General features: G+C 60.8%; 17 protein-coding genes. 6 read left to right on the top strand and 11 right to left on the bottom strand.

Features of this window, described 5'->3' with window-relative positions; genetic code table 11:
* Window positions 1–282 precede the first annotated feature (282 nt).
* The gene (locus F1529_RS00565) at window positions 283–1,647 is read left to right on the top strand and encodes a Na+/H+ antiporter NhaC family protein (protein WP_007150477.1); all 1,365 of its coding nucleotides are present in this window, start codon (window positions 283–285) and stop codon (window positions 1,645–1,647) included.
* Window positions 1,648–1,701: 54 nt separating this feature from the next.
* Complete coding sequence (locus tag F1529_RS00560) at window positions 1,702–2,634, top strand: DUF808 domain-containing protein (RefSeq protein WP_296030600.1); 933 nt, start codon at window positions 1,702–1,704, stop codon at window positions 2,632–2,634.
* 68 nt (window positions 2,635–2,702) lie between these two features.
* On the opposite strand, the gene msrB is transcribed toward F1529_RS00560, so the two are convergent.
* Entirely contained in the window at window positions 2,703–3,767 is a 1,065-nt protein-coding gene (gene msrB / locus F1529_RS00555; protein ID WP_155131136.1) for a peptide-methionine (R)-S-oxide reductase MsrB, read from the bottom strand.
* A 146-nt stretch (window positions 3,768–3,913) separates the two neighbouring features.
* Between msrB and F1529_RS00550 the strand changes: the two genes are divergently transcribed.
* A complete protein-coding gene (locus F1529_RS00550; protein ID WP_370456919.1) occupies window positions 3,914–4,765 on the top strand; it encodes a DNA ligase in 852 nt (283 codons plus the stop codon).
* Window positions 4,766–4,837: 72 nt separating this feature from the next.
* On the opposite strand, the gene F1529_RS00545 is transcribed toward F1529_RS00550, so the two are convergent.
* Complete coding sequence (locus F1529_RS00545; RefSeq protein WP_155131133.1) at window positions 4,838–6,838, bottom strand: bifunctional 2',3'-cyclic-nucleotide 2'-phosphodiesterase/3'-nucleotidase; 2,001 nt, start codon at window positions 6,836–6,838, stop codon at window positions 4,838–4,840.
* A gap of 67 nt (window positions 6,839–6,905) precedes the next feature.
* Entirely contained in the window at window positions 6,906–8,792 is a 1,887-nt protein-coding gene (locus tag F1529_RS00540; protein ID WP_230457666.1) for a hypothetical protein, read from the bottom strand.
* Window positions 8,793–9,040: 248 nt separating this feature from the next.
* Here F1529_RS00540 and F1529_RS00535 point away from each other — a divergent pair, with 248 nt between their 5' ends.
* Window positions 9,041–10,444, top strand: a complete 1,404-nt coding sequence (locus F1529_RS00535) for a phospholipase D family protein (RefSeq protein ID WP_155131130.1) — start codon at window positions 9,041–9,043, stop codon at window positions 10,442–10,444.
* Between the two features lie 40 nt (window positions 10,445–10,484).
* Here the strand turns inward: F1529_RS00535 and F1529_RS00530 are convergent, their stop codons facing one another.
* Window positions 10,485–12,095, bottom strand: a complete 1,611-nt coding sequence (locus tag F1529_RS00530; protein ID WP_230457665.1) for a class I adenylate-forming enzyme family protein — start codon at window positions 12,093–12,095, stop codon at window positions 10,485–10,487.
* A gap of 100 nt (window positions 12,096–12,195) precedes the next feature.
* Between F1529_RS00530 and F1529_RS00525 the strand changes: the two genes are divergently transcribed.
* Window positions 12,196–12,639: a thioesterase family protein gene (locus F1529_RS00525; protein WP_155131124.1), complete on the top strand. Its 444-nt coding sequence runs from the start codon at window positions 12,196–12,198 to the stop codon at window positions 12,637–12,639.
* Between the two features lie 58 nt (window positions 12,640–12,697).
* On the opposite strand, the gene F1529_RS00520 is transcribed toward F1529_RS00525, so the two are convergent.
* The 7 genes from F1529_RS00520 to F1529_RS00490 all read right to left on the bottom strand — a co-directional run bounded on the left by F1529_RS00520 (window position 12,698) and on the right by F1529_RS00490 (window position 22,491).
* Window positions 12,698–13,102 (bottom strand): PaaI family thioesterase, encoded by a 405-nt coding sequence (locus F1529_RS00520; protein ID WP_039926580.1) that lies wholly within the window; start codon window positions 13,100–13,102, stop codon window positions 12,698–12,700.
* A gap of 99 nt (window positions 13,103–13,201) precedes the next feature.
* On the bottom strand, window positions 13,202–14,182 hold the full coding sequence (locus F1529_RS00515; protein WP_155131121.1) for an NADPH:quinone oxidoreductase family protein: 981 nt from the start codon (window positions 14,180–14,182) through the stop codon (window positions 13,202–13,204).
* A gap of 256 nt (window positions 14,183–14,438) precedes the next feature.
* Window positions 14,439–17,537 (bottom strand): penicillin acylase family protein, encoded by a 3,099-nt coding sequence (locus F1529_RS00510; RefSeq protein ID WP_155131118.1) that lies wholly within the window; start codon window positions 17,535–17,537, stop codon window positions 14,439–14,441.
* A gap of 331 nt (window positions 17,538–17,868) precedes the next feature.
* On the bottom strand, window positions 17,869–18,714 hold the full coding sequence (locus F1529_RS00505; RefSeq protein WP_007151241.1) for a MerR family transcriptional regulator: 846 nt from the start codon (window positions 18,712–18,714) through the stop codon (window positions 17,869–17,871).
* 203 nt (window positions 18,715–18,917) lie between these two features.
* Entirely contained in the window at window positions 18,918–20,657 is a 1,740-nt protein-coding gene (locus tag F1529_RS00500) for an SDR family oxidoreductase (RefSeq protein ID WP_155131115.1), read from the bottom strand.
* Window positions 20,657–21,394, bottom strand: coding sequence for a hypothetical protein (locus tag F1529_RS00495; protein WP_155131112.1), 738 nt, complete (start codon window positions 21,392–21,394; stop codon window positions 20,657–20,659). Before F1529_RS00495 ends, F1529_RS00500 begins: the two co-directional genes overlap by 1 nt.
* A 251-nt stretch (window positions 21,395–21,645) precedes the next feature.
* Entirely contained in the window at window positions 21,646–22,491 is an 846-nt protein-coding gene (locus F1529_RS00490; RefSeq protein WP_007150621.1) for a metal-dependent hydrolase, read from the bottom strand.
* A gap of 86 nt (window positions 22,492–22,577) precedes the next feature.
* Between F1529_RS00490 and F1529_RS00485 the strand changes: the two genes are divergently transcribed.
* On the top strand, window positions 22,578–23,561 hold the full coding sequence (locus F1529_RS00485; RefSeq protein ID WP_007148994.1) for a hypothetical protein: 984 nt from the start codon (window positions 22,578–22,580) through the stop codon (window positions 23,559–23,561).
* Window positions 23,562–23,570: the final 9 nt, after the last annotated feature.

The following is a 23,570-nucleotide window of genomic DNA, read 5'->3' as shown; positions in this document are numbered from 1 at the left end:
TGCCGTCCCTGATCGCCCCGCGGTTCGCGCCTCAAGCGGCGCGCCTCAGTGCTTTCGCGTGCAGGCACGCTCCCACAGAAAGCCTTCCTTTCTTGTGGACGCCTTGTGATTGAGATGTGGGAGCTTGCCTGCAAGCGAAATCCATAGCGCCTACGGTGGATTGGCGCCGATCTATCGCTGTTCGTCCCCTGGAAGGGAACTCCTACAGGGAGAGAGGCGCTGCTACCGACTTGCTGACGAAATCTCTACACTGGGCCGATCATTGATTGATCGGGGCCTTCCATGACAGAACCCATGACGCCAGCGGCGCCTTCTCCACGGGCCTGGCCACTGATTCCGCTGCTGTTTTTTCTGGTGGTGTTTCTCGGTAGCGGGCTTTATTACACCTCCGCCGGCACCGACTTCGCGTTCTACCAGATCAAGGCACCGGTGGTGGCCATGGCGGCCATCGTGCTGTCCATGCTGATGGCCCGGGTGGCCGGAAAAAGGGTGAACACCAGCGTGGACCGCTTGCTGGCGGGGATCGGTCATCCCAACCTGTTGCTGATGTGCCTGGTGTTCCTGCTTGCCGGGGCATTTGCCAGCGTCAGTGACAGCATTGGCAGTGTGGACGCCACCGTCCAGCTGGGGCTGACCATCATTCCTGCCGAGTGGGTGTTGCCTGCCCTGTTTCTGATTTCTGCCTTTATCGCCACCGCCATGGGTACCTCCATGGGCACCATTGCGGCCACGGCGCCCATTGCCGTCGGCTTCGCCGGGGCCACGGAACTGTCCGTCCCGCTGGCCCTGGGCGCGGTGGTGGGCGGTGCCATGTTTGGCGACAACCTGTCGATGATTTCCGATACCACCATTGCGTCGACTCGCAGCCAGGGCGTGTCGTTGAAGGACAAGTTCCGCGTCAATATCTGGATTGCCGTGCCGGCGGCGGCGCTGACGGTACTGTTGCTGATCGTGTTGGGCGGTGGGGAGCACCAGGTGGAAGCTGAGCCCTTCCGGTTTGCGTTGGTGGTGCCCTACCTGCTGGTGTTCGGGTTGGCGCTTTGTGGCCTGAATGTGCTGGCGGTACTGATCGTGGGCATCGTCACGGCGGGCATTACCGGTATGGTAATGATGCCGGACTACACACTTGCCAGTATGAACGGGGCTATCTACACGGGCTTCGAAGGCATGTTCGAAATCATGCTGCTGTCCATGCTGATTGGTGGCTTGTCCCAGCTGATGACCGACCAGGGCGGCACCCGCTGGGTGATTGAACGCATCCACGGCCTGACCCGCTGGCTCAAGCTTCCCCTGCAGCGGGCCGGAGAAGTGGGCATTGCCCTGCTGGTTGTATTCGCCAATGTGTTTGTGGCCAATAACACCGTGGCTATCGTGCTCACCGGCGAGATGGCCCGGGACATCGCCAACGATCACGGCGTGGACCTGCGCCGTTCTGCCAGCTTGCTGGATATCTTTTCCTGCGTGGTGCAGGGCCTGATTCCCTACGGTGCCCAGGTGCTGTTGGCCTGTTCCATCGCCAAGCTGTCCCCCCTGGCGCTGATCGGTTCCATTCATTATTGCTGGGCCCTGGCCATTGCCGGTATCGCAGCGATCGCCATTAACCGGCCGCGTTTGCCGCTGCCAAATAGAGAGGGTGCCGAGGCGTGATAGTCTTGGCGAGTTAATTGTTGAGGCACAACTCCATTTACAAGGATAGATAACGTGGCTGGAACCAGTTTATTAATGTTGCTCGATGACATCGCAGCGGTGCTTGACGATGTATCGGTAATGACCAAGGTGGCGGCAAAAAAAACCGCCGGGGTATTGGGGGATGATCTGGCGTTGAATGCGGAGCAGACCTCCGGCGTTCGTGCGGAACGTGAGTTGCCGGTGGTCTGGGCGGTAGCCAAAGGCTCCATGCGCAACAAGTTTATTCTGGTGCCTTCGGCGCTGTTGATCAGCGCTTTTTTGCCCTGGTTGATTACACCGCTGCTGATGCTCGGTGGCGCCTACCTGTGTTACGAAGGGGTGGAAAAACTGGCGCATACCTTTTTCCATGGCAAAGAGGATGCCCGGAAGCATGAGGAAAAACTCAAGGCCATGGCGGATCCGAATGTGGACCTGGTCGCTTTCGAGGAGAACAAGATTAAAGGCGCCGTGCGCACGGACTTTATTCTTTCTGCAGAAATCATCGTGATCGCCCTGGGTACAGTGCAAGCTGCACCTTTCGTGCAGCAAGTGATGGTGGTCAGTATTATCGCCATCGGCATGACGATTGGCGTCTACGGCCTGGTGGCCGGTATCGTGAAAATGGATGACGCGGGTTTGCACCTGATCGAAACGGCCAGGGAGAAAGGCGGAAAAGTTCGCGAAACGCTGGGGAAAATGCTGGTGGGCTTTTCACCACGGCTAATGAAGTTTCTTTCTGTCGCCGGTACGGCGGCCATGTTCCTGGTAGGGGGCGGCATTTTGCTTCACGGCTTGCCGGGTAGCCACGATGCTCTGCACCATCTGGACGACGCCATGGCGTCATTACCGTTGTCGGGCATCCTCAGTGTCGTGGCGCCCATGCTGGCGAATCTGGTATTGGGTGTTATTGCCGGAAGTGTCTTATTGCTGTTGGTCACCGGTGCAGGAAAATTGAAAAAACAGTAAGAGAAAAACGAAAAATTAACACACAAAAAAGCGCGAACAGGAAAACTGTCCGCGCTTTTTTTGCAAAATCATTCTTCAAATAAAGAAAGGTATTTCTCGTAACCCTGTTCTGCCATTTGATCGACGGGAACAAACCGTAGCGCGGCGGAGTTCATGCACCAGCGCTTCCCGGTGGGCGCGGGGCCGTCTGCGAAAACGTGGCCAAGGTGGGAGTCCGCATAGCGGCTGCGCACTTCCGTTCGGGTGGTGAACAGGGTGTTGTCCTCGTGCACAGTGATAAAGGATTTATCAATGGGTTGGGTAAAGCTGGGCCAGCCGGTGCCGGACTTGTATTTGTCCTTCGATGAAAACAACGGCTCGCCGCTGATTACATCCACATAAATGCCGGCGGCCTTGTTGTCCCAGTAACGGTTCTGGAAGGCGCGCTCGGTGGCATCTTCACGGGTGACCTTGTAGACCAGTTCCGGCAGGGATTTTTTCAGTTCGTCGTCGCTGGGACGCGCAAAATTATCCGGCCCTTGCCATGACTGGGTGACATTCTTTTCAAGCCAGGGTCGGTGGCTCGGGTCGTCCCAGTGCTCTTCCAGGAACTGGTCCCGGCCGGAGCGATAGCGGTAGTACTTGTACTTGATGGAGTGCGTCTTGTAGTAGTTCTGGTGGTAGTCTTCGGCCGGATAGAAGGTGTCCAGTTTGGTGACATCCGTAACGATGGGCTTGTCGAAACGCCCGCTTTTTTCCAGGGCGGCCCGCGACGCTTCGGCGATTTTTTTCTCGTCAGCGGTCTGATAAAAAATTTCGCTACGGTACTGTTTACCACGGTCCACAAATTGCCCGTTGGCGTCGGTGGGGTCGATATGACGCCATAACCAGGTCACCAGATTGGCATAGCTGACTACCTCGGGGTCGTAGATCACCTTGACCGCTTCGGTGTGCCCGGTGTTTCCGGATGCCACCTGCTCATAGCTGGGGTTCGCCTCGTCACCGCCGGCATAGCCACTAATGGCTTCGCTCACGCCGTCCAGTTGCTCAAAATCGGACTCGGTACACCAGAAACAGCCACCGGCAAAATAGGCTTCCGCAGCCAGGCTCGGTGCGCTGATCACCAGCAGCCCCAATAGTGTGATAACTCGCATAATTACTTACCTCCTGCCTGTTGGATGCAGCCGATCGCGATTTGTTGCAAACCGTTATGGCTTACATCACCGGTATGCACAAACGGACAGGGCGCGCGGCCGGAATCTGTCATGGTGCCAGCCTGACATAAACCGGGGAGGATGCCGTGAAGAGCAGGCAAGGACTGGCCATTATTGGCCTGTGGATAATGGCCGGGTGGTGTCTGGCCCAGGGCCCGGCACTGCAGTTGGCGCAGACCTATGAGAAAGGGATGGTGCTGCAGGGGTATTGGGTCAGCGAAAAGCTGGACGGGGTGCGGGCCTACTGGAATGGGGAGCAGTTGATCAGCAAAGGCGGACACGTGATCAAGGCGCCGGCCTGGTTTGTGCGCGGTTACCCGGATACGCCCATGGACGGAGAGCTGTGGATGGGGCGCGGGCGATTTGCGGAGGTGTCCGCGGCGGTACGCCGGTTGCAACCCGATGCCAAGGAGTGGCGACAGATTCGATACAAGGTGTTTGATCTGCCCGCCAGTGACGCGCCCTTCTCGCAGCGTATTCAACAAATGAAGTCGCTGGCGTCAGCCAGTAATGCCTATACGCTTTCCGTGATAGAGCAGCAGCCCGTGTCCAGTCACGCGGCACTGTTGCAGCGGCTGGACAAGGTCATGGCGGCGGGAGGTGAAGGGCTGATGCTGCATCACGGGGACAGCCTGTACCAGGCGGGGCGCAGTGATGCGATTCTGAAAGTGAAGACGTACCAGGATGCGGAAGCCGTGGTGGTTGGCCACACGGAAGGGAAAGGCAAGTACCGGGGCATGTTGGGGGCGTTGGTGGTAAAGCGGGACGATGGCCGGCAATTCCGGTTGGGCACCGGCTTTACCGATAAACAGCGCAGAACGCCGCCGCCATTGGGCGCCACCGTGACCTACAAGTATTTCGGCAAAACCGCCACGGGGCTGCCACGCTTTGCCAGTTTTCTGCGGATCAGAAACGACGAGCCGTTGGCAGAGCCGTAACGGCAGTTTTGTGGTTTCGGGTGCAGCGATGTCACCCGGCCCACCCTGTGATGGCAGGCCGGGATGGATGCCTCAGGGCTGCAGGTTCAGCTCGTAGATGGCTTCGTTGCCGCTGTCATCCAGCAGGGAGGCCATAAAGCTGCCACCGGCCCCGGCCACCGCGCTGGGCACGAAGTTTTTGGCGCGGTCGGTGTTGGGTACCCGGAAGACGATTTCCAGATCGCTGCTGTAACCCAGGATCGGGGCAAACGACCAGTTGTTGTCGGCGGTGGGCGTTACCGGGCTGTTGGCCTGGATGTAGTTGCCGACTACCTGGCGGTTTTCGTCCGGGGACTCGATCACCACATGGTCGCCGCCGGTGCCAGCGAAGTGGCCGCCGGTGGCACGGTAGTTGTTGCTGGCGATGAGGAATTCCTTGGCTGGATCGATAGCCGCACCCTGAAACTGTAGATCGACGATGCGGTTACCGTCGCTGACCTTGATGCAGTCGCCGTTGTAACGGGCCGGTTCGGTCACATCGATCTGATAGGTCACCCCGTCGATAACATCGAAGTTGTAGGTGGGGAAGCCACTGAAATCCACCAGCTCCTGCCGGTCGGTGGTATCGGTGATCTGGAAAAATTGCGAGGCGGAACATTCCAGCCACTGTTCCAGTTCGGCACCGGTGACTTTTACCGCCATCAGGGTGTTGGGGTAGAGGTACAGGTCGGCAATGTTCTTCACTTGCAGCTCGCCGGCCGGCACCACGGTGAAGCTGCTTTCCTCGGCGCAGACCCCGTCACGGTCACAGGCCTTGAACGGGGCCGCAGCGGATAGCACTGGCAGGCCATCCAGTTCGGTGCCGACGATGGCGTCTTCCACATAGGCTTTCTGGGCATCGCTGACGATCTGGATGGAAGGATCATCCTTCACCACCGCCAGGAAGCTGAAGATGTCATCGGTGGATTCGCCGATCACCTGGCCCATGTATTCCAGGGTGGCGTCGTGGTCGGGCTTCACCAGGGCGGTGAGGGCGGCATCGGCCTCCCCTTCCGGGTCCAGGGCGCGGGCTTCCACCTTGCTGTCCACTACGGTCCAGCTTTCACCGTCCTCATTGAGTGCCAGGCTCAGGTCGATGATGCCCAGGTGGCTGCCCCAGTAGCCGGGCATTACCGAGGGCACGCCCTTGATGGTGCCTTTTTCCAGATCCACGTTAGCGGTGTTGGCAAAGCTGTCCGAGGGGAAGGTCAGGTGGCTGTGGCCGAACATGATGGCGTCGATGCCGTCCACGTCCGCCAGGTACCAGCTGCTGTTTTCTGCCTTGGCCTCTTCCGAGTAGGCGGTGGTGTTGATGCCGGAATGGGGAATGGCGACGATGATGTCCGCCCCTTCCGCCTTCATCTGTGGCACCAGTAACTCCGCGGTGGCCTTGATGTCTTTGGCGGTGACCTTGCCCTCCAGGTTCTTCTTGTCCCACTGCATGATTTGCGGTGGCAGGAAGCCGATAAAGCCCAGGGTCAGTTCGTGGGGGTTGCCGTTCCGGTCGTAGACCGTCTTGGTGATTAGCTTGTACTGGTCGAAGTGGGGGGTGTTGCCGTCGGCGCTGAATACGTTGGCGCTGATGTAGGGGAAGGCGGCGTCGTCCACGCTTTCGGCGAGGAAATCCAGGCCATAGTTGAATTCGTGATTGCCGTAGTTGCCCACGTCGTAGGCCATTTCATTCATCACCTTGTAGACCGGGTGCACTTCGCCGCTGGTGAGCCCTTGCGCCTGGCGCCAGTCACCCATGGGGCTGCCCTGGATCAGGTCGCCGTTATCCACCAGTGCGGAATTTTCTGGGTGGGCAATTTCCTCACGGGCCTGCTTGACCAGCATGGCGGTACGCACCAGGCCGTGGCCGTTATCCACGCTGTCGCTGTAGTAGTTGTAATCCATCACGTTGGCGTGGATATCGGTGGTTTCCATCAGACGCAGATCCACCCGTGGGGTGGTGTCCTGTTGGGCGGGGGTGTTGTCGTCATCGCCGCCGCAGCCGCTGAGCAGGACGCCGCCGGCCAGAGACAGGGCCAGCAGGGATCGCAGTGAAGCCTTCATGGTGTTTCCTGTGTTTGGGTTCAAGGAAGGGCGGCGCGAACGCCGCCGGGGAATTTTTTAAAACGAATCAGGGGCAGTTGCTGATCACGGTGAGTGAGCTCACCGATTCCAGGCTGGGGTGGTTCATGTAGAGGTCACGCACGCCGTCCACTTCCAGGGTCTGGCCGACCATGGCCGGGTTGTTGGCGGGGCTGTACTCGGCGCGCTGGTCGGACTCCAGCTTCACGTAGACGCTGGTGCTGTTGTTCAGGTCGCCCAGTTCCAGGGCGTAGGGGTCGTTGACGCCGCCAATCACTTCGCCCACCACGGTGAGCGGGGTGCCCTGGCTGTTGGCGTAGGCGTCGCTCACCGACACCGCGCCGCTGCTGCCACAGCTACCACCCCCGGTACTGCCATCCACCAGCTGCATGTCGGTGACGTACTCGATGCTGGGCTCGCCCATGTAGACATCGCGCTCGCCGCTCACTTGCAGGGTCTCGCCGATCACCGACGGGTTGTTCTGCGGGCTGAAGTCATTGCGGTACTGGCTGTCCAGTTTCACGTAAAGCGTGGCGCTGCCGGCACTGTCCTCAATTTCCAGGGCGTACTCGCCGTTGATGGCCTGGGTGATCACCCCTGACACGGTGACGGTGGTGCCGGTGGGTTCGGCCAGTGCCTCGCTCACGGACAAGGTGTCTCCGGTGCCGCCGCCATTGCTGCCACCGGGGCCGTCCGGAGCACCATAGGCGCCGTAGTCAAAGGTGCTGGCATCCCAGGGGTTATAGCCGCCGGAGGGGGTGTTCCAGGGTTGGCCGTTATCCGGGTCGTCCAGCTCTTCGCTGGCCATGGGGGTGGGTGTGGCGGTGCCAGCCGGATGGGCGCTGCTGTTGAACTGGGTGTAGCTTTCCGGGGTGGCCAGCCAGTCGATCAGGTTGATGCTGAGCTGGGCGGCGTTGCCGGCATCGGTCCAGCCCGGGTAGGTGCTTTTGGTGTTGCCGTTGTCCTGGCGCTTGTACTTGGGGGAGGCATCTTCGATGGGGCTGGAGTCACCGATAAAGGCGGCCTTGCCGGGGCCGGACTTGGCGATGGCCACATAGGGGCCTTCGGCGGTGCCGCCGAAGTAGAGCCCGGAATCCACCGCGTGGGTCCAGCGGCTGGGGCTGTCGCTGGTGGAGAAATACACCAGGCCTTTGGCCTTGTTCGGGTCGGTGATCGCCAGGGTGGCGCCACCGGCCATCAGTACCGGGCCCACGCCGGTGGTCAGCCCTTCTACCTGGCTGGCCGGTTCGATGCCGCTGGCGCCGCTGTGCCAGTCGATGGCATTGAAGCGAAAGCGAATGCCGAATTCCTGCGCCAGCCAGCCGCTGGCGGTGCCGGGATTGCGCAGGTCACCGTAGCTGCCGCCCACATTGAACTGGGACAGGGTGGAGCGGTTATAGCCGTTGAACACTTCGGTGCTGTCCCAGGTGTTCAGGTTGCGGTCCGCGTTGTAGTGGTCAGCCACAAAGAAGATGCCCTTGCCGGCGGCCACAAAATCTTCCAGTGCCTGTAATTCTGATTGGGTAAAAGGGCGGTTGCTTTCGGCCAGCACCAGCACATCCGCATGACTGATAGCGGTATAAGTGATGACTGCTTCATTGGCGTTGCTGTTGGCCGTGGTCGGGTTGGTGTAGTCATCCACAAACTGGATAACGCCGTCGCTGTTTTTATCCACCCCGCGGTATTCCTGCACGGTGTAACCGGTGCTGACCAGTGCATCGGCGAAGTCGGAAAAAGCGCCGTCGATCACCCAGTCGGCATTGCCTTCCGTGCCGCCGTGGGAGACATCGAAGAGCACGACCTTGCCATTATTGTTAGCGCCGGGGGATTGAATCGGCGCCGGGTAGTTCCAGTCGTAGGGGGCAGCGTTGACGCTGGCGCAAAGGGCAGTGAGCAGAGCGGTGACGGCCGGTGTTGTGAGAACGTGCCTGTTCATGTGCGGTCATCCTTGAATGAAAGAGGGAGACCGAAAGGCTGACGCCGTGACAAGAAAATGCGGTAAAAAGATCGTGATAGTTTGATGAATTCCGCTGAATGTATGGCAGGGTTGGCACTCAGGTCAGGTTTTATATTCCTGTCATCAGGGCATCATGACAGGGAGCAGAGAGGACGAGGTATGCGCATCGATTGGCAAATTGACGGGCGACCATCATGGCCAGCGCCGAGACAAAACGGTGAGCGCCAATGAGCCAGACACCATCCGGTTCGACGCCCACGCCGGTGTCGTCTTTTTCGCTGGTGGCTGACAGCGATCAGGCGTTTACCCTGCGTGTCACCCTGGCGCGGCTGGCGCAGCGCACGCTGGATGTGCAGTACTACATCTGGGATGACGACACCACCGGCAAGCTGCTGATCTATCGTTTGCTGGAAGCGGCGCGGCGGGGTGTGAAGGTGCGCATGTTGCTGGATCATGCCAATCAGTTGGGCCGGGATGTGAAGTGGGCGGCGCTGGATGCGCACCCCAATATCGAGGTGCGGTTATTCAACCCGTTCAAGGGTCGCTATAAATATTTTTTGCAATGGCTCTACCATGCGCCGCTGCTTAATCACCGCATGCACAACAAGGCTTGGATCATGGACGGGGAGCGGGCGCTGGTGGGCGGGCGCAACATTGCCGACCACTATTTTGGCGTCAATGCGTCCACCAATTTCCGTGATCTGGATCTGTACGCCCAGGGCGCCATTGTAGCCGATACCCGCAGCGCGTTTGATGCCTTCTGGGAGAGCCCGCTGGCGGTGCCCATGAAAAGTTACCGGCGCCGAACCGAGGCCACGGCGGAACGGGTCTGGCGTTGGTTGGGGCGCTGGCGCACCTCCCTGAAAGGTTATCCTTACCTGTTTCCCCAACACGAAGCGTTTTTTACCGAGTACCTGAGCAAGCAGGAGCAACAATGTGTGCAGGCGCCGGCGGCGTTGTTGTTCGACAGCCCGGACAAGGCCAGCGGTGCCAAGCAGACATTGATGGGTGAGCAGCTGGCCCGGTTACTGGGCAGGAAAGACCATCGCGAATTGCTGATGGAAGCCAGTTACTTTATTCCGGGTGACGCCTTTGTGGAGGCGCTGGCGGGCTTTCGGCAGCGAGGTGGTCGTGCGGCCGTGCTGACCAATAGCCTGGCGACCAATGACGTGATCGCCGCCCACGGCGCCTATTCCCGTTATCGGCCGGGGTTGCTGGCGGCGGGAGTGGAATTGCATGAATTGCAGCCCAATGCCCGGGCGCTGCGTCGCCAGGTGCGATTGTTCAAAGGCCGTTCCCAGGCGAGCCTGCATACCAAGGCCATGGTGCTGGATCGTCGCGAAGTGTTTGTCGGTTCGTTCAATATCGACCCGCGCTCGGTGCACCTGAATACCGAGATGGGTTACTACGTGGCGTCTGCCGAACTGGGGCAACAGGTGGCGGCGTTTATCGAAGAAGGGCTGGCGCCGGAAAACAGTTTTCGGTTGTCCCGGGAAGACGGCAAGCTGGCCTGGGCGGCAGACGGTGAGGAGGGCGTGCCGGAGGTGTTATATCGTGAGCCACGGGTCAGTGTGGTGCGTTGGTTGGCGGCGTGGTTGTTGGCGCGGTTGCCGATCGAGCGGTTTTTATAAACCAGTGACTGCCCCGACTGGCTGGCCGGGGCAGTGAGGCTTAGCCCCGCGCGGATTGAGGCTGTTCCTGCCAGTAGGGGTCACGCAGTTCCCGTTTGAGAATCTTGCCGATGGTGCTGCGTGGCAGGTGGTCCCGTTGTTCCAGTGCGGACAGCCGCTGGGCTTTGCCCAGTTGCTGGTTGGCCCAGTCACAAAGGGTGGTCAGGCCGGTATCGCAACCCTCGCGTAGCACCACCAGCCCCAGCGGGGTTTCGCCCCACTGGCGGCTGGGAATGGCGATCACAGCTGCATCGGTGATGTCGTCGTGGCTGAGCAGGGCTTTTTCCAGGTCTTCGGCGTAGATATTGAAACCCCCGGAAATGATCATGTCCTTGCGGCGATCCAGCACCGACAGGAAGCCGTCACTGTCGAGCCGGCCCATGTCACCGGTGCGATAGAACACGGCACCGTCGGCACGGGTCCAGAGCAGCTCTTCGGTCTTGTCCTCGCGTTTGTAGTAGCCGCGCATCATGGCGCTGCTGCGGCCCACGATTTCGCCAATTTCCCCGGCAGGCAGTTCCTCCAGATCCTCGTTGATGATGTGCACTTCGCAGCCTTCGCCCGGTTGCCCCACGGTGGCCCATTTATCCGGGTGCTCGGCACAGTTAAGTACTGTGGACAGCCCCCCTTCGGTGAGTCCGTAGAACTCAACCAGATTACCCGGCCAGCGTGCCATGGCATCGGCAATCAACGGTGCGCGAAGGGGCGCACTGGTGGAGAATTTCACCTTGAAGTGGCTCAGATCAAAGCGATCAAACGCCGGGTCATCCAGCAGCCGTTGATACTGCACGGGCACCAGCATGGTATGGGTGACGCGGTGTTGCTCGGCCAGTTCCAGGTAACGCTGGCTGTGGAATTTCGCCATGGTGATCAGGGTGCCGCCGGCAAACAGGGTAGGCAGCACACACACCAGGGTAGTGTTGGAATAGAGCGGCGTGGACACCAGTGCGACGGCGCTCTGGTCGTAGCCCAGGTCGGTGACTCGCTCCAGCTGACGGGCGCGCATGCGGTGGTCGTGGAGAATGCCTTTGGGGACGCCGGTGGTGCCGGAGCTGTAGATGATGTTGAACGGGTCATCTGGCTGCGGGATGTGATGCGGCGCGCTGGTGTCGGCGTCGGCGATCCAGTCATCCAGGGTGCGCCACCCCGGTGCCTGGAAATCCAGACTGAAGCGGTGTTGCGCAGGGATGTTGTCCAGATCGCCCAGCAAGGGGGCGATCAGGGTACGATGCTTGTCGGAGACAAACAGGAAGCGCGCGTCGCAATCGTTGATCATCAGTGCCAGGGTGTCACCGGAGGCCATGCCGGAGAGCGGGACCATGCAGCCGCCGGCGGTCAGGGTGCCCAGGAACAGTGTCAGGTAGCGGGCGCTGTTTTCCGATAACCCGGTGACGGTGTCGCCGGGTTTCAGCCCAGCCTCAATGAGTTGGTTGGCCACCTGGTGAATGTTGTCGACCAGTTGGCGCCAGGTCAGCATGCCGCTTTCATCGTAGAGGGCGGGGGTGTCGCCCTGGGTATCGGCCCAGTATTGCAGGCGCTGGGGCAGGGGCGTGAAAACCTCGTCGATTCGTTCCGGGGCGTAGCGGGGCATGGCGTCGCTGGCGGTGGTCATGGGCTCTCCGTTTATGGAATAGAATTCCGAAAATATATCGAGCATACTCTTCGGTATGTTTGCTCGCAATACAGCGATTTCACAGAATCAGGTGTGATGTATGGCCAATCCTTTTTGCTTTCGATTTCGGGTGCGCTACAACGAATGCGATGCCCAGCACGTGGTGTTTAACGCCCGTTACGGGGACTACGTGGACATCGCCATGACCGAATTCATGCGTGCCCTGGGGCGGGATTACAGCCAGTTGCTGGCGGCGGGGCTGGATAACCAGGTGGTGAAACTGACCACCGAGTGGCAGTCGCCGGCCCGCTTTGATGACGTGCTCGACGTGTTCGTGTCACTGACCCATATGGGCAACACCTCGTTTTCGCTTCAGGCAGACATCCGCCACGCGGATGATGGCCGAGCCATTGCCCATTCGGAAGCGGTGTACGTGATGATGACCACCGAGCCGTTCGAAAAAACCACGGTGCCGGACGACCTGCGCGAGCTACTGCAGGCAGGGGCGCCGGGGGTGGTGATTGACCAGAGTGGTCGGGGTTGAGAGCAGGCTGAAAGGGGAATGAAGGGGCCGCCGAGCCTGACTTGGTGGATGGCCGTTTTCAGGCAATGACGCTGAAGATGGCGCTGGCCCTGGCAATGCGTCTGCTTCCAATATGGAAATAGCAGTTGGCAAAGGCGGTGCTGCGACCGACCTTCTGCACGTCGGTATGCACCTCAATCCAGTCCCCCTGTTCGGCTTTGCCCACATAATCCATGGTTTGACTGGTCGTCACCATGGGCGTGGGAGGTTCGGTGGAAAACGCGGAGCTGTATCCCATGGCAATATCGGCCAGGGTCCCCAGGACGCCACCATGAACAATGCCCCTGGCGTTGCAGTGTTTTTTCTCTGCAAGCATGCCGATGATCAGTCCGTTTGCGGCTCGTTTTTCGTGGATCGGGCCGAGCAAATCCGTGAACGGGCTGGTTCGTGAGAGGGGCCCAAAATCTTCAGGTATTGCGCTCATACTAGAATCCTTTCTGGTTAATGGCGTTGGCAGGTTGTGTGGTGGCGGGGCCAAGCGGCGGAAATGGCTTTGCGGCCATTTCCGCCCCGCGTTGCGCGGTTATTGACCGGCCACGTCCAGTACGACTTTGCCTTTGGCGGTGCGCGAGGTCAGCGCGGCCAGCGCCTGTTCGTACTCCTCGAATTTGAACACCTGGCTGATGCGCGGCTTAAGCTTGCCCTGACCGAACAGCTGGAACAGTTCCATGATGTTCTGCATGTTCACTTTCGGTTCTTGCTGGGTGAACGCGCCCCAGAATACCCCGACGATGGAGCAGCCTTTCAGCAGCGCCAGGTTGGCGGGAATCTTGGGGATGTCACCGGCGGCAAAACCCACCACCAGCAAACGGCCGTTCCAGGCCATGTTGCGCAGGGCCGCTTCGGTGAACTTGTCGCCCACGGGGTCGTAGATCACGTCCACGCCTTTCGGGTAACGCTTCTTGAGCGCCTCTTTCAGGTCTTCGTCAGCGTAGTTGATCAGATCATCCGCGCCGGCTTCCCTGGCCACTTCCAGTTTCTCGTCACTGCTGGCGCAGGCGATCACTTTGGCGCCCATGGCCTTGCCAATTTCCACCGCAGCCAGCCCTACGCCGCCACTGGCGCCGAGTACCAGCAGGGTTTCCCCGGGCTGGATGTTGGCCCGTTGTTTCAGCGCGTGATAGCTGGTGCCGTAGACCATGGAGAAGGCGGCGGCGGTGTGGTCGTCCATGCCATCGGGCACCGGAATCAGCCGGTTCTCTGGCACCAGGATTTCTTCGGCAAAGGCACCGTAACCGGTGAGGCCCATGATCCGCTGGCCGGGTTTGAAGTTTTTTACCCCCTCGCCCACTTCCAGCACTTCGCCGGCCATTTCGCCGCCCGGTGAAAACGGCAATTCCGGTTTGATCTGGTATTTGCCTTCGATGATCAGGGTGTCGGGGAAGTTCAGGCCGGCGGCTTTTACCCGCACCTTCACTTCGCCCTTGCCCGGCGCAGGGGATGCGATGTCTTCAATGACCAGCGTGTTGGCTGGGCCCAGTTCTTTGCACAGAATGGCGCGCATGCGTAGCTCTCCCGAAAATCAGAATTTTTATGTGTAGGAGACGCTAACGCCGATGGGGGCATTAGACAAATGCATGGGGCGCATTGAAGGGGATAAGGGAAATGAATAGTTCAAAGTTCAAAGTTGAAACGCGGGCCAGGCAGGGACGCCTTGCGATGCTGTGCCCGCGGTTAACGTTAAAGGCGCGGGCACGGCCCTTCAAAACCTTGAGCCTGCCCCGCGCTTTTTAACTTTAAACTTTCAACTCGCTCCTGCTTTACCGGTGCCCGGTGAATTCCACTACCTGCTGGAAGGTGGGGCGGTTTTGCCAGTGGATGGGGGCGACGCCGGACAGGCCGATGGCGCGGTGCTGGATCTGGTCCTGGCTTTCGTCCACGTTCCAGCTGTCCATGCTGGCAATGCCGCCCAGTTGCTCGATGGCCTGGTTGAGGCTGTCGGCCAGGGCATCGCGGCAGGCGTTGCTGTCATCGCTATCCGCACAGCGCAGGGCCCGGTAAGGGTTGGCGCTGGTACCCAGAGCCTGTTCCAACACTCGCCCTACATAGCCGTAGTAGCCATTGTTATAGGCGGACCCGCCGGCCCCGGGCTTGTTGTCACGACCCATCAGCGACAGGTTCTGGCCGTCCACGTCTTCCACGGCGGTGACCTGTGGCAGCAGGATATCGATCATCAGCGGGTACCAGGCATCCATCAGGGCTACGGCGGCTTCTTCATCGTAGTTGCCGCTGCCGTCCCGGTCGCGACGCATGGCGCCGTTGGTGACCCAGTCCTGCATCAGGCGGATGGCGCTGTCCTGGTCGCCGGTGACGGGCGCACTTTCCAGCAGGGCCAGGGCGTGGGGAATGATTTCCTGGCCGCGCAGGTCCACGGTGGCCGCATCGCCCATGGCTTCTACCATGCGTGCCCGGGTGACGCTGCCTTCTTCCACCAGTTGTTGCAGGCGCACATCAAGGATGTCGTTGCGGTGGGCGGAGCCATAGGGGGCGTGGGCGTCCGCAGCCCACCAGTCACGGGCCGGGCGGTTGTTCCAGCTGGCCAGGTAGCCACGTTCCGGATTGCTCTCCTGGGGATGGGCCTGTTGGGGCAGGAAGCCGTTCCAGTCGTACTGGCCGTTGCCCCAGCTGGGCAGTTCCGGGTGGATGCCGTTGGCACGCTGGGGGTAGTCGCCGGAATGGAAGAAGGCGATATCCCGGTCGTCGATATAGAACCAGTTGAAGCTGCCCGTGGTGTTGTAGAACACGTCGTAGAAGCTTTGCACATCGTGCACCTCATTGCGGGTAGCCTGCATGAAGGGCAGGGCGGTATCCAGCTCGGCAAAGTAGGTGCTGCGCTGGCGGGTCACTGCCACGGGCAGGCCGGACACGGTGGCAAAGCCGATCACCGGGCCGTATTCCTTGGTGCGGATGACACGGCGGCGGACGGTTTCGTTTTGGCCGACCGCTTCCGGGTCCGTGGAGGAGGCCAGGTTCCAGCGGGCCACCCATTCTTCGTCGATCACATCGAAGGGTTTGCACTGGCCGTTGACCTGATAGCCGCCTTCACCATGGGCGGGAGCCTCGGCCGGTGAGCAGCGCTGTACTACGCGCACGTCGGTGAGGTCGGAGCTGCCGGAGGTGGCGCTCCAGGCGAAATCCGGGCCACGGCCGATCACCACATAGGGTAAGCCGGTGAAGGTCATGCCACGGGTGTTGAGGTCGCCGCCATGGATAGACATTTCCAGCAGTAGCTGCGGGACAAAGTAGCTGGTCTGCGGGCCGAACACGGCCAGCGGCTGGCCACTGGCGGAATGCTCGGCATTGAGCAGCAGGGCATTGGACATGGTGCTCGGGAAGCCATCACGCAGGCCGTTAAGGCCGGTTTCAATGCCGGCAATGCGTTGCATGACTTCCTGTCGTTGTTCGTCGCTCAGGCGCTCCTCGGGAGCGTTGCCGAGCTGGCGAACCTGCCGGGTGAGAGTGGCCCACTGGGAGCCCAGTTGGGCGCCATCGTCGTGGAGGAATGACAGGGACAAAATGCCACCGAGCAGATCGCCCACGGTATCCAGCAAGCCGCCGACTACACCGGTGCCGGGGAGAGCGGGCACATTACCCAGTGCCTCGGGGCACTGGGGCTGGCCGGGGCGGCCGCAGGGTTCGTGGCTAAGGGGTTGATGGGCCTGGAAGGAGCCGGCGTCGAACATGACGGCACCGGGGAACTGGCCGGCCAGCTCGCCGCTTAGCGGGCACAGGTCTGGCAGGGTCGGCGGTGACTGGGTGGCAAAGGAGCGGGTGGTGGTGACGGACGATTCCGCATCCAGCCCATTGCGCAGGTCTTTCCACAGGGCGCAGGCGGTTTCCGCGCTGCCGGTCTGTTCTTCCAGCGCTTGCAGCAGCAGCACGTTCTTGTGCTCGTTGCCGCCGCCGCCGGCGAAGATGCCCTGAATCAGGGTGGCGATGGCGACCACGTCTTCAATCACGAAGGGTTCCAGTTGCACGCCCAGCGCCACGTATTCCACCGGCACTTGCAGCAGGCCGCCACGGGCATCACTCACGTACTGGTTCAGCCCGGCCACGTAGTTGGTGGCGTCTTCGAATACCTGGGCGCCGTCGTCACCGAAACGGGCGATGGTCTTGGCGATCATGGTGGTGCGGTCTTCTTCCCGGTAGGGCGCATCCACCGCAATGTCCTGGTCGAAGGAGAAATCCGCCGGGCCCAGGAAGCGCGACAGTTCACCCCGGCCGGCCCGGCGCAGTACGTCGAGCAGGAACAGGCGGTCGGCGGCGGTGACATAGCCGACCCCGAACAGGGCGTCACGGCGGGAGTCACCGTAAATGTGCGGCACCCCAAAGTTATCCCGCTTGATGTCCACCTGGTAACCGGCGGTGTCCAGGGTCAGTTCACTTTCCCAGTTGCCGGCGTCGGCGGCCAACAACGGAGCCGCTTTGAAATAGTCAGTGAGTTGATCATCAGTGAGTCCCGGTTCGCTGCGCACCAGCGCATCGTAGAGGCCCAGCTGATCATCGAAGTGAGGTTCTTTGGTGAGCGCGGGGACCAGGCCGGTTTCCGCGACCAGGTCATCCAGCAGGGTGCCGACCAGGTCCCCCAGACCGGGGATGTCGGCGGTGAGGCTGCTGAGCCCACCGATATCATCCTGGCCGGGGGGCAGGATGTTGAGCACGGTGCCGTAATCCGCAAAGGGTGCGGAGACGGTGGCGGGACGGTCCGCTGGCGGTTCCGGCGTGGGTGTTTCCGGTTCCGTGGGTACGTTGGGGGTGGGCGTGTTGGCCACCGGAGCGGGGCTGCTGGAGCCCCCGCCTCCACAGGCGCTGATCAGGCTGGCGGCAAGCAGCGCGGTCATGACAAATCCGGGTTTCATGGTGCTCTCCTCGGGACTTTATTGTTTTGGCGCGAGATTGTTTTGGTGCGAGGGTTGCGCGGGATCGAGCAATGACGCAATTTTTCGCACGGTCGTCCCAAGATTGGCATTCCCATGGGTATGGGGGGAGAGGCGGCAACAAAACAGAAAGAAAAGCCTACTTAACGCAGCATGAAAAGACAGCTACGAGCTTCTAGCCATGAGCTGCTAGTGGCAGCCGGGTTTTCTGGTGAGATGCGAATGGGAGGAAGTGACGTTTGTGGGTATTAGCAAGTGGGGGGCAGCTGCTCACCTCTAGACGCTAGAAGCTCGCAGCTAGGCGCTGTTTTGCTCAGCCCTTCTTTTCCATATGCGCCAGCACGTTGGCCAGGCGGTCGACGAGGATCTTGTTGATGCTTTTTTCCAGTACCCGGCCCAGTTCATCGCTGACCACAGCATCGGCCAGTGGGCGGATGCGGGTGATGAAGTCGGCCAGTTTGGGCACGTCTTCGCCTTCGGGGAGGGCTTCGTCGCCGTACTTTTCGTCCACCAAGTGGTGGATGATCATGCCGATGAAACGCTCGGCCAGTTTGTCCACTTCCTCGCGGACCAGGCTCACATGGGTGAGTACCGCGTCCAGCGGTACGCCGGCTTCGCTGAGCTCCTTGCCGGCGTTGTAGACGCGCGGGTAGGGCAGGCGCAGTCGCATGCCTTCGGGAATGATGTAGCCGAGCTTGACCGCCTTGGTCATCACTTCCGGGGTGATGTCTTCGCCGAAGTCATCCAGCAGATCCTGGTAGTCCACGTAGGAGGGGACGCTGGGGTTCTGCCAGGAAGTAACGGCCACTTCCAGGCCGAGAATATCGTTGAGCTCGCGGCCCTGTTCCCAGGCGCTGAGCAAATCGCGGATGTTGTTGAGGGTGTAGCCGCGTTCCAGCAGGGCACCGATGATTTTCAGGCGTGCCAAGTGCACGTCGGTATAAATACCGGTACGGCCGCGCTTTTCCGGGGGCGGCAGGATGCCGCGGTCCTGGTAGGCACGCACGTTACGCACCGTCGAGCTGGCTTCGCGGGCCAGTTCGTCGATGGTGAATTCCTTGTGGTCGCCGGTGTCAGCCGGGGCCTGTTGTTCTGCCGGCTGAGTGTATTTTTTCAGGCTGCGCAGAATCGCTGCGGGATTACGGTCACTGGTTTTCATGTGGCGATGATAGCCCCCTTTTTGCACTGGGGCTAGAAGGAGAAAAGAGACGCAGCACGCAACAAGCATCACGCAACAACGGGGGCGAGGCGCGTGCTGATTGACAGGCCCGGTTTGCGCCCCGGCTGTGGGCGCGGCCACGGGCCTTGGAAAAACAACAGACCGGAATCGCGCTGTTGCCTGTTGCGTGAAGCTTGCCGCGTCTAAATTTCCACTTGTGCCAGATTGCGGGCCAGGGATGGGGTGAAGCGTCCCAGCCACTGCATGCCCCGCGCTTCCGGACTCACGGGCACCACCGCGCGATTGCTTTGTACGGCTTCAACAATGGCCTGGGCGACCCGGTCCGGGGTATAGGCCCGGCGCTGGTACAGCTTGGCGGCATCCTCTCGGCGGCGGCTTTGTTCTTCGTCGGCCACGCCCACAAAGCGGGTGCTGCGGGTGATGGGGGTATCAATGATACCGGGGCAGATGGCGCTGACGCCGATGTTGTGCTCCGCCATTTCTGCACGCAGGCATTCGCTGAACATGAGCACCGCGCTTTTGCTGGTGGCGTAGGCGGGCAGCATGCGCGAGGGCAGAAAGGCGGCGGCGGAAGCCACGTTGACGATATGCCCGGCCTTGCCGTTGTCGACCATCTGGCGGGCGAATAACCGGCAGCCGTGGATGACGCCCCACAGGTTCACGCCCAGCACCTGTTGCCAGTCCTTCACGCTGGTGTCGAGCAGTGAGCCGGAAAGGCCGATGCCGGCGTTATTGATCAGGATGTCCGGGGCGCCCAGTTCCTTTTCCACGTAGTTGGCCAGGGCCTCCATGGAGCGGGTGTTGCTCACGTCGCATTTGCGGCTGAGCGCGTCGCCGCCTTCACGGATGATGATGCTGGCGGTGCTGGCGGCGGCCTCGGCATTGATGTCGGTGCACAGCACCAGCGCGCCCCGGCGGCCAAAGGCCAGCGCGGTTTCGCGGCCGATGCCGGAGCCGGCTCCGGTGACCACAACGCGCTTGCCGCTGTCCGGGCCTTTCGGGTGTGTGCCGGTCACTTCGCTGCGTTGCAGTGGGCCGCTGGCAGGGGCGCCGTCGATGTGTTGAATAAACTCGCGGATCCAGCGGGCGGTCACGTCCGGGTGTTGCAGCAAGGGGCCCCAGTGGCCGCAATCCAGTTCCCGGCGCCACAGGCGATCGGTCCACAGATGCAGGTCTTCAAGCATGGCAGGGCGCACATAGTTATCTTCGCGGGCAACGATCAGTTGCACCGGTACCTTGGTATAGCGCTCCCGGGGTTTGAGCAAGGCGGGGCGCATGTTGGCGCGGTACAGTTCGATGCCGTGAATGCCGTCCTGTTGCTGGGTGGCGCTGGTTTCACTGTGCAGGTTTTCGCTGCGGCGCAGTAACTGGGGCCAGGCCTTGGCCAGCCCGACTTTCCACAAAGTCGGCGCCAGCACCGGTAATTGAAAGGCGCCGATATACCAGGAGTGGGCGAGCTGATTGAGTACGGTGCCAACTTTCTGTTCGCGCAGCCGGGCTTTCATCCACTGGCCCACGTGATCCAGGCAGGGGCCGGACAGGGTGGTGTAGGAGGCAATGCGTTGTTCCGCGCCGGGGTCAGTGACCGACTCCCAGGTCTGAATGGAGCCCCAGTCGTGGCCGACCAGATGGACTTTCTCATTGGGACAAACCGCATCCATCACCGCATGCAGGTCGTCACGGAGCTGGCGGAGCTTGTAGGCTGCTCGATCCTTTGGAATAGAGGAATTGCCGGCACCGCGGACATCATAGGCGACCACTTTGAAATCCCGGCTGAGTCGCTCTGCCACTTTTTCCCAGACATGATTGGCGTCGGGATAGCCGTGAACCAGCACCACGGTGGGGCTCTTGTCGGAACTCCAGGTCCGTACGGCCAGATCTACGCCATCACGGCTCACTTTGCTGTCGCGCCACTGCACCATCAGGCTGCTTCCTCTTGCTTGTGGTTATTGCCGTTATTGTTTGTGTCGAGCAGGTGCGCCGGAGTGTCGGTCAGCCAGCGCGGGCCTTGGTCGTCCATCAGCAGGAATTCACTGCTGCCGACGCTGTGCGTGCCATCGCTCAGGGTCAGCTGCCATTGCCACAGGCCGGGTATCAGCGGCCCTTCCCCGATGCGGTTCCCTTCGGGCAGGGTGCCGGTGAGCGGCGCCAGGCGGTAGTGCTGGCGCAGGCCGGGGAAACGGTCAGCCAGCTGCTGGGGTGTTTCCCCCCGGACCAGGGCGTGTGGCAGCTGGTCGCGATAGTCACGCAGACGGCGGTGTAATGCGGCCAGCTGAACGACGTCGGGGCCGCTGAGGCAGGCCTTGGCGGCGTAGCCGTTTTGCACCGCATCGCAACGCAGTATATAGCCCATGCCGATCCGGTAACGGCGCTTTCCCGGTCTGTTCAGGCCAAAGCGACGGCGGGTTGGCTGGGCGGTAAAGCGCACCTTTGGCGGGCGGGCCGGATCGAACAGCTGGTGCGCACGTAGCCAGTCACGGATCAGCAGCTCGCAATCCTGCTCGGTCATGCCCGGTTGCAGGGATCCAGCGATGATCTGCAGCCCTTTGTGCGCCTGCTGCCAGGCCGCGAGATAAGGCGCCAGGGCCTGCGAGTCCGGGGTCCAGAATGCGTTCATGAACGCCTCCACCGTGTTGTCGTTGGAATGGAGCTTGATCATTACAGTGCTCAATGTCACGGTCAACCGCCGTGACTGGCATTGTTACCCGGGTGATGACTCCCCAGGGCCAATTGCGGGGGCAAAAACGGCTGGTGAAGAGCTACTTCGACAAGACCCGATCTCGGCAGGTTTGCCAGCGTGTTGCATGCTGCGTGAAGCGCGCTGCGGCCGCAGCGCGGCAAAAAAAAGGGCCGGCAAAGTGCCGACCCTGAAAGTCACCGGAAAAGGGAGAGCTCGGTGAAGTAAAACGGTTAGGCGGCTTCCTCGTTGAGCAGGTCGCCAAGCAGGGCTTCGAAGTTTTGCAGCTGCTCGCTGTTATCGTGATCCCACGGATGGAAGCCGGGTTTGAACCAGTCGAACCAGGGTTTGGTGATGTTCAGGAAGATCCCTTTGCGGCCCCAGGTGTGTTTGGCCACGGCCCGCCAGCCTTTCAGGTCGGTCAGGCCGCCCTTGATGCGCACGTTGTGCAGGTAGAAGGGGATAAACAGGGCAAAGAAAATGCCAGTGGCAAGCACCAGGGTGCCGCTGCGCAGGGCGTAGGCGCCCAGATCGCTGTCGTCGCCAATCACCGTGCGGTACACATCGAAGGCTACGGCCTTGTGTTCGGTTTCTTCCAGGGCGTGCCAGTTCCAGATGGCCTTGTAGCCCTCGTCGGCGCCTTCCATGAGTTCGGGCAGATCCAGCAGGCCGCCGCCGAGAATGGCGGTCAGGTGTTCCAGCGCCACGGTGGCGGCCAGTTGAAACGATTTGGGGCTGTATTGCTGGGCAGCGCCAAGCAGCTTGGCCACAAAGGCTTCCTGGGCATGCAGCGGAATACCCGCCTGGGCGACGAAGTCGTTGTATTCTTCGTGCTCACGGCCGTGCATGGCTTCCTGGCCGATAAAGGCGGTCACTGCCTTTTTCAGCTCCGAGTCGGTAATCTGGTCGCGATAGTGACGGACGCTGTCGATAAAGAAGCGCTCACCCACCGGAAAAAACAGGCTCATGGTGTTGAGGAACTGGCTGACATTCAGGCCGTCCCGGTGCCAGGTCAGTGCTTTGGCCGGGTTCAGGTTGAATTTCAGGTTTCGACGTATGGGGAGTATCGAGATCGCCATTGTGCGTCCCTCCGCAACTGTTACATCATTCAATGATACAATCGATGTGCGCAGCATCAAGAACTTTTCATCGGGAAAGGCAAAAAATGGCGAGTAATAAACAGGAAGTAGCAAATCGTTTACTGGATGGGCTGGTCGAATATCTGTTGGCGCGTCTCTCGCCGGAGCAGCTGGACTCGCTGATTGTTGATGAGCTGGATTATGTCCTTGAACGGGCGGCAGGTTATTCCCTGAACCAGTGGGTGCAGGCTGACCAGATTTTTGCCACGGCGCAGAAATACGCGGTGCAGATGGATATCAGCGGTGCGATTCCCGAGCTGGTGGGCGATATGGTTGAGCGTTTCTATGACCACGCCATTCAGAGCGAACGCATCGTGGAGGAGGTGATCGACGAAGCCGTGGTGATGGCGCTGCTGGATAAAGGGCTGGAAATTCCTCTGTCACGTGAAGGCATGGCCTGGCTGGGACGTAATCCGGTGCTGCTGGCGTTGCTGGCGGGTGGCGCCCAGCTGGGGCTCAAGACGTTGCTGCATCAGGGTTTGCCCGGCCCCCTGCGCAGCCAGTTGAGCAAACGCTTGCCGGAGCGCTGGCTGTCCAGCCTGGAAGCGCGGTTGCAGGAGTGGTTGTTACGCCGCATGGAACAATTGCTGAGTGACCCGTATCTGTACCGGGACGAGAACCTGGACGAGCTGCGTGAGTTGGTGAAGGTCGCCTGGCAGGACTTTGGCCAGCGTCCGGTGGCGGATCTCAAGGAGCTGGTGAGCAGCGAGGATATTCAGGAGCTGTTCGTGATCGTGTTCGAGTACTGGCGCGAGTTGCGCCACACGGATTACTTCAATGCCATGCTGGAGTCGGGGGTGCAGGCCTTTTTTGATAAATATGGCGATACCAGCCTCACCGGCCTGCTGGATGAGCTGGGCGTCACCCGCGAGCTGATGCTGGGTGATGCCCGCCGCTTCCTGCCGCCAGTGATGGCCAAGCTGCAGAGCGAAGGGTTGCTGGAAGCGTGGCTGCGTCGGCATCTGGCGGGGTATTTTCAGGCGGAGGAGACGCTGGAGCTGCTTAATTAATAGTTAATA

The sequence above is a fragment of the Alcanivorax sp. VBW004 genome (assembly GCF_009718865.1).
Taxonomy (GTDB): domain Bacteria; phylum Pseudomonadota; class Gammaproteobacteria; order Pseudomonadales; family Alcanivoracaceae; genus Alcanivorax.
The sequence above is the reverse complement of the archived record's forward strand: the minus strand, read 5'-3'. Positions and strand labels throughout refer to the sequence as shown.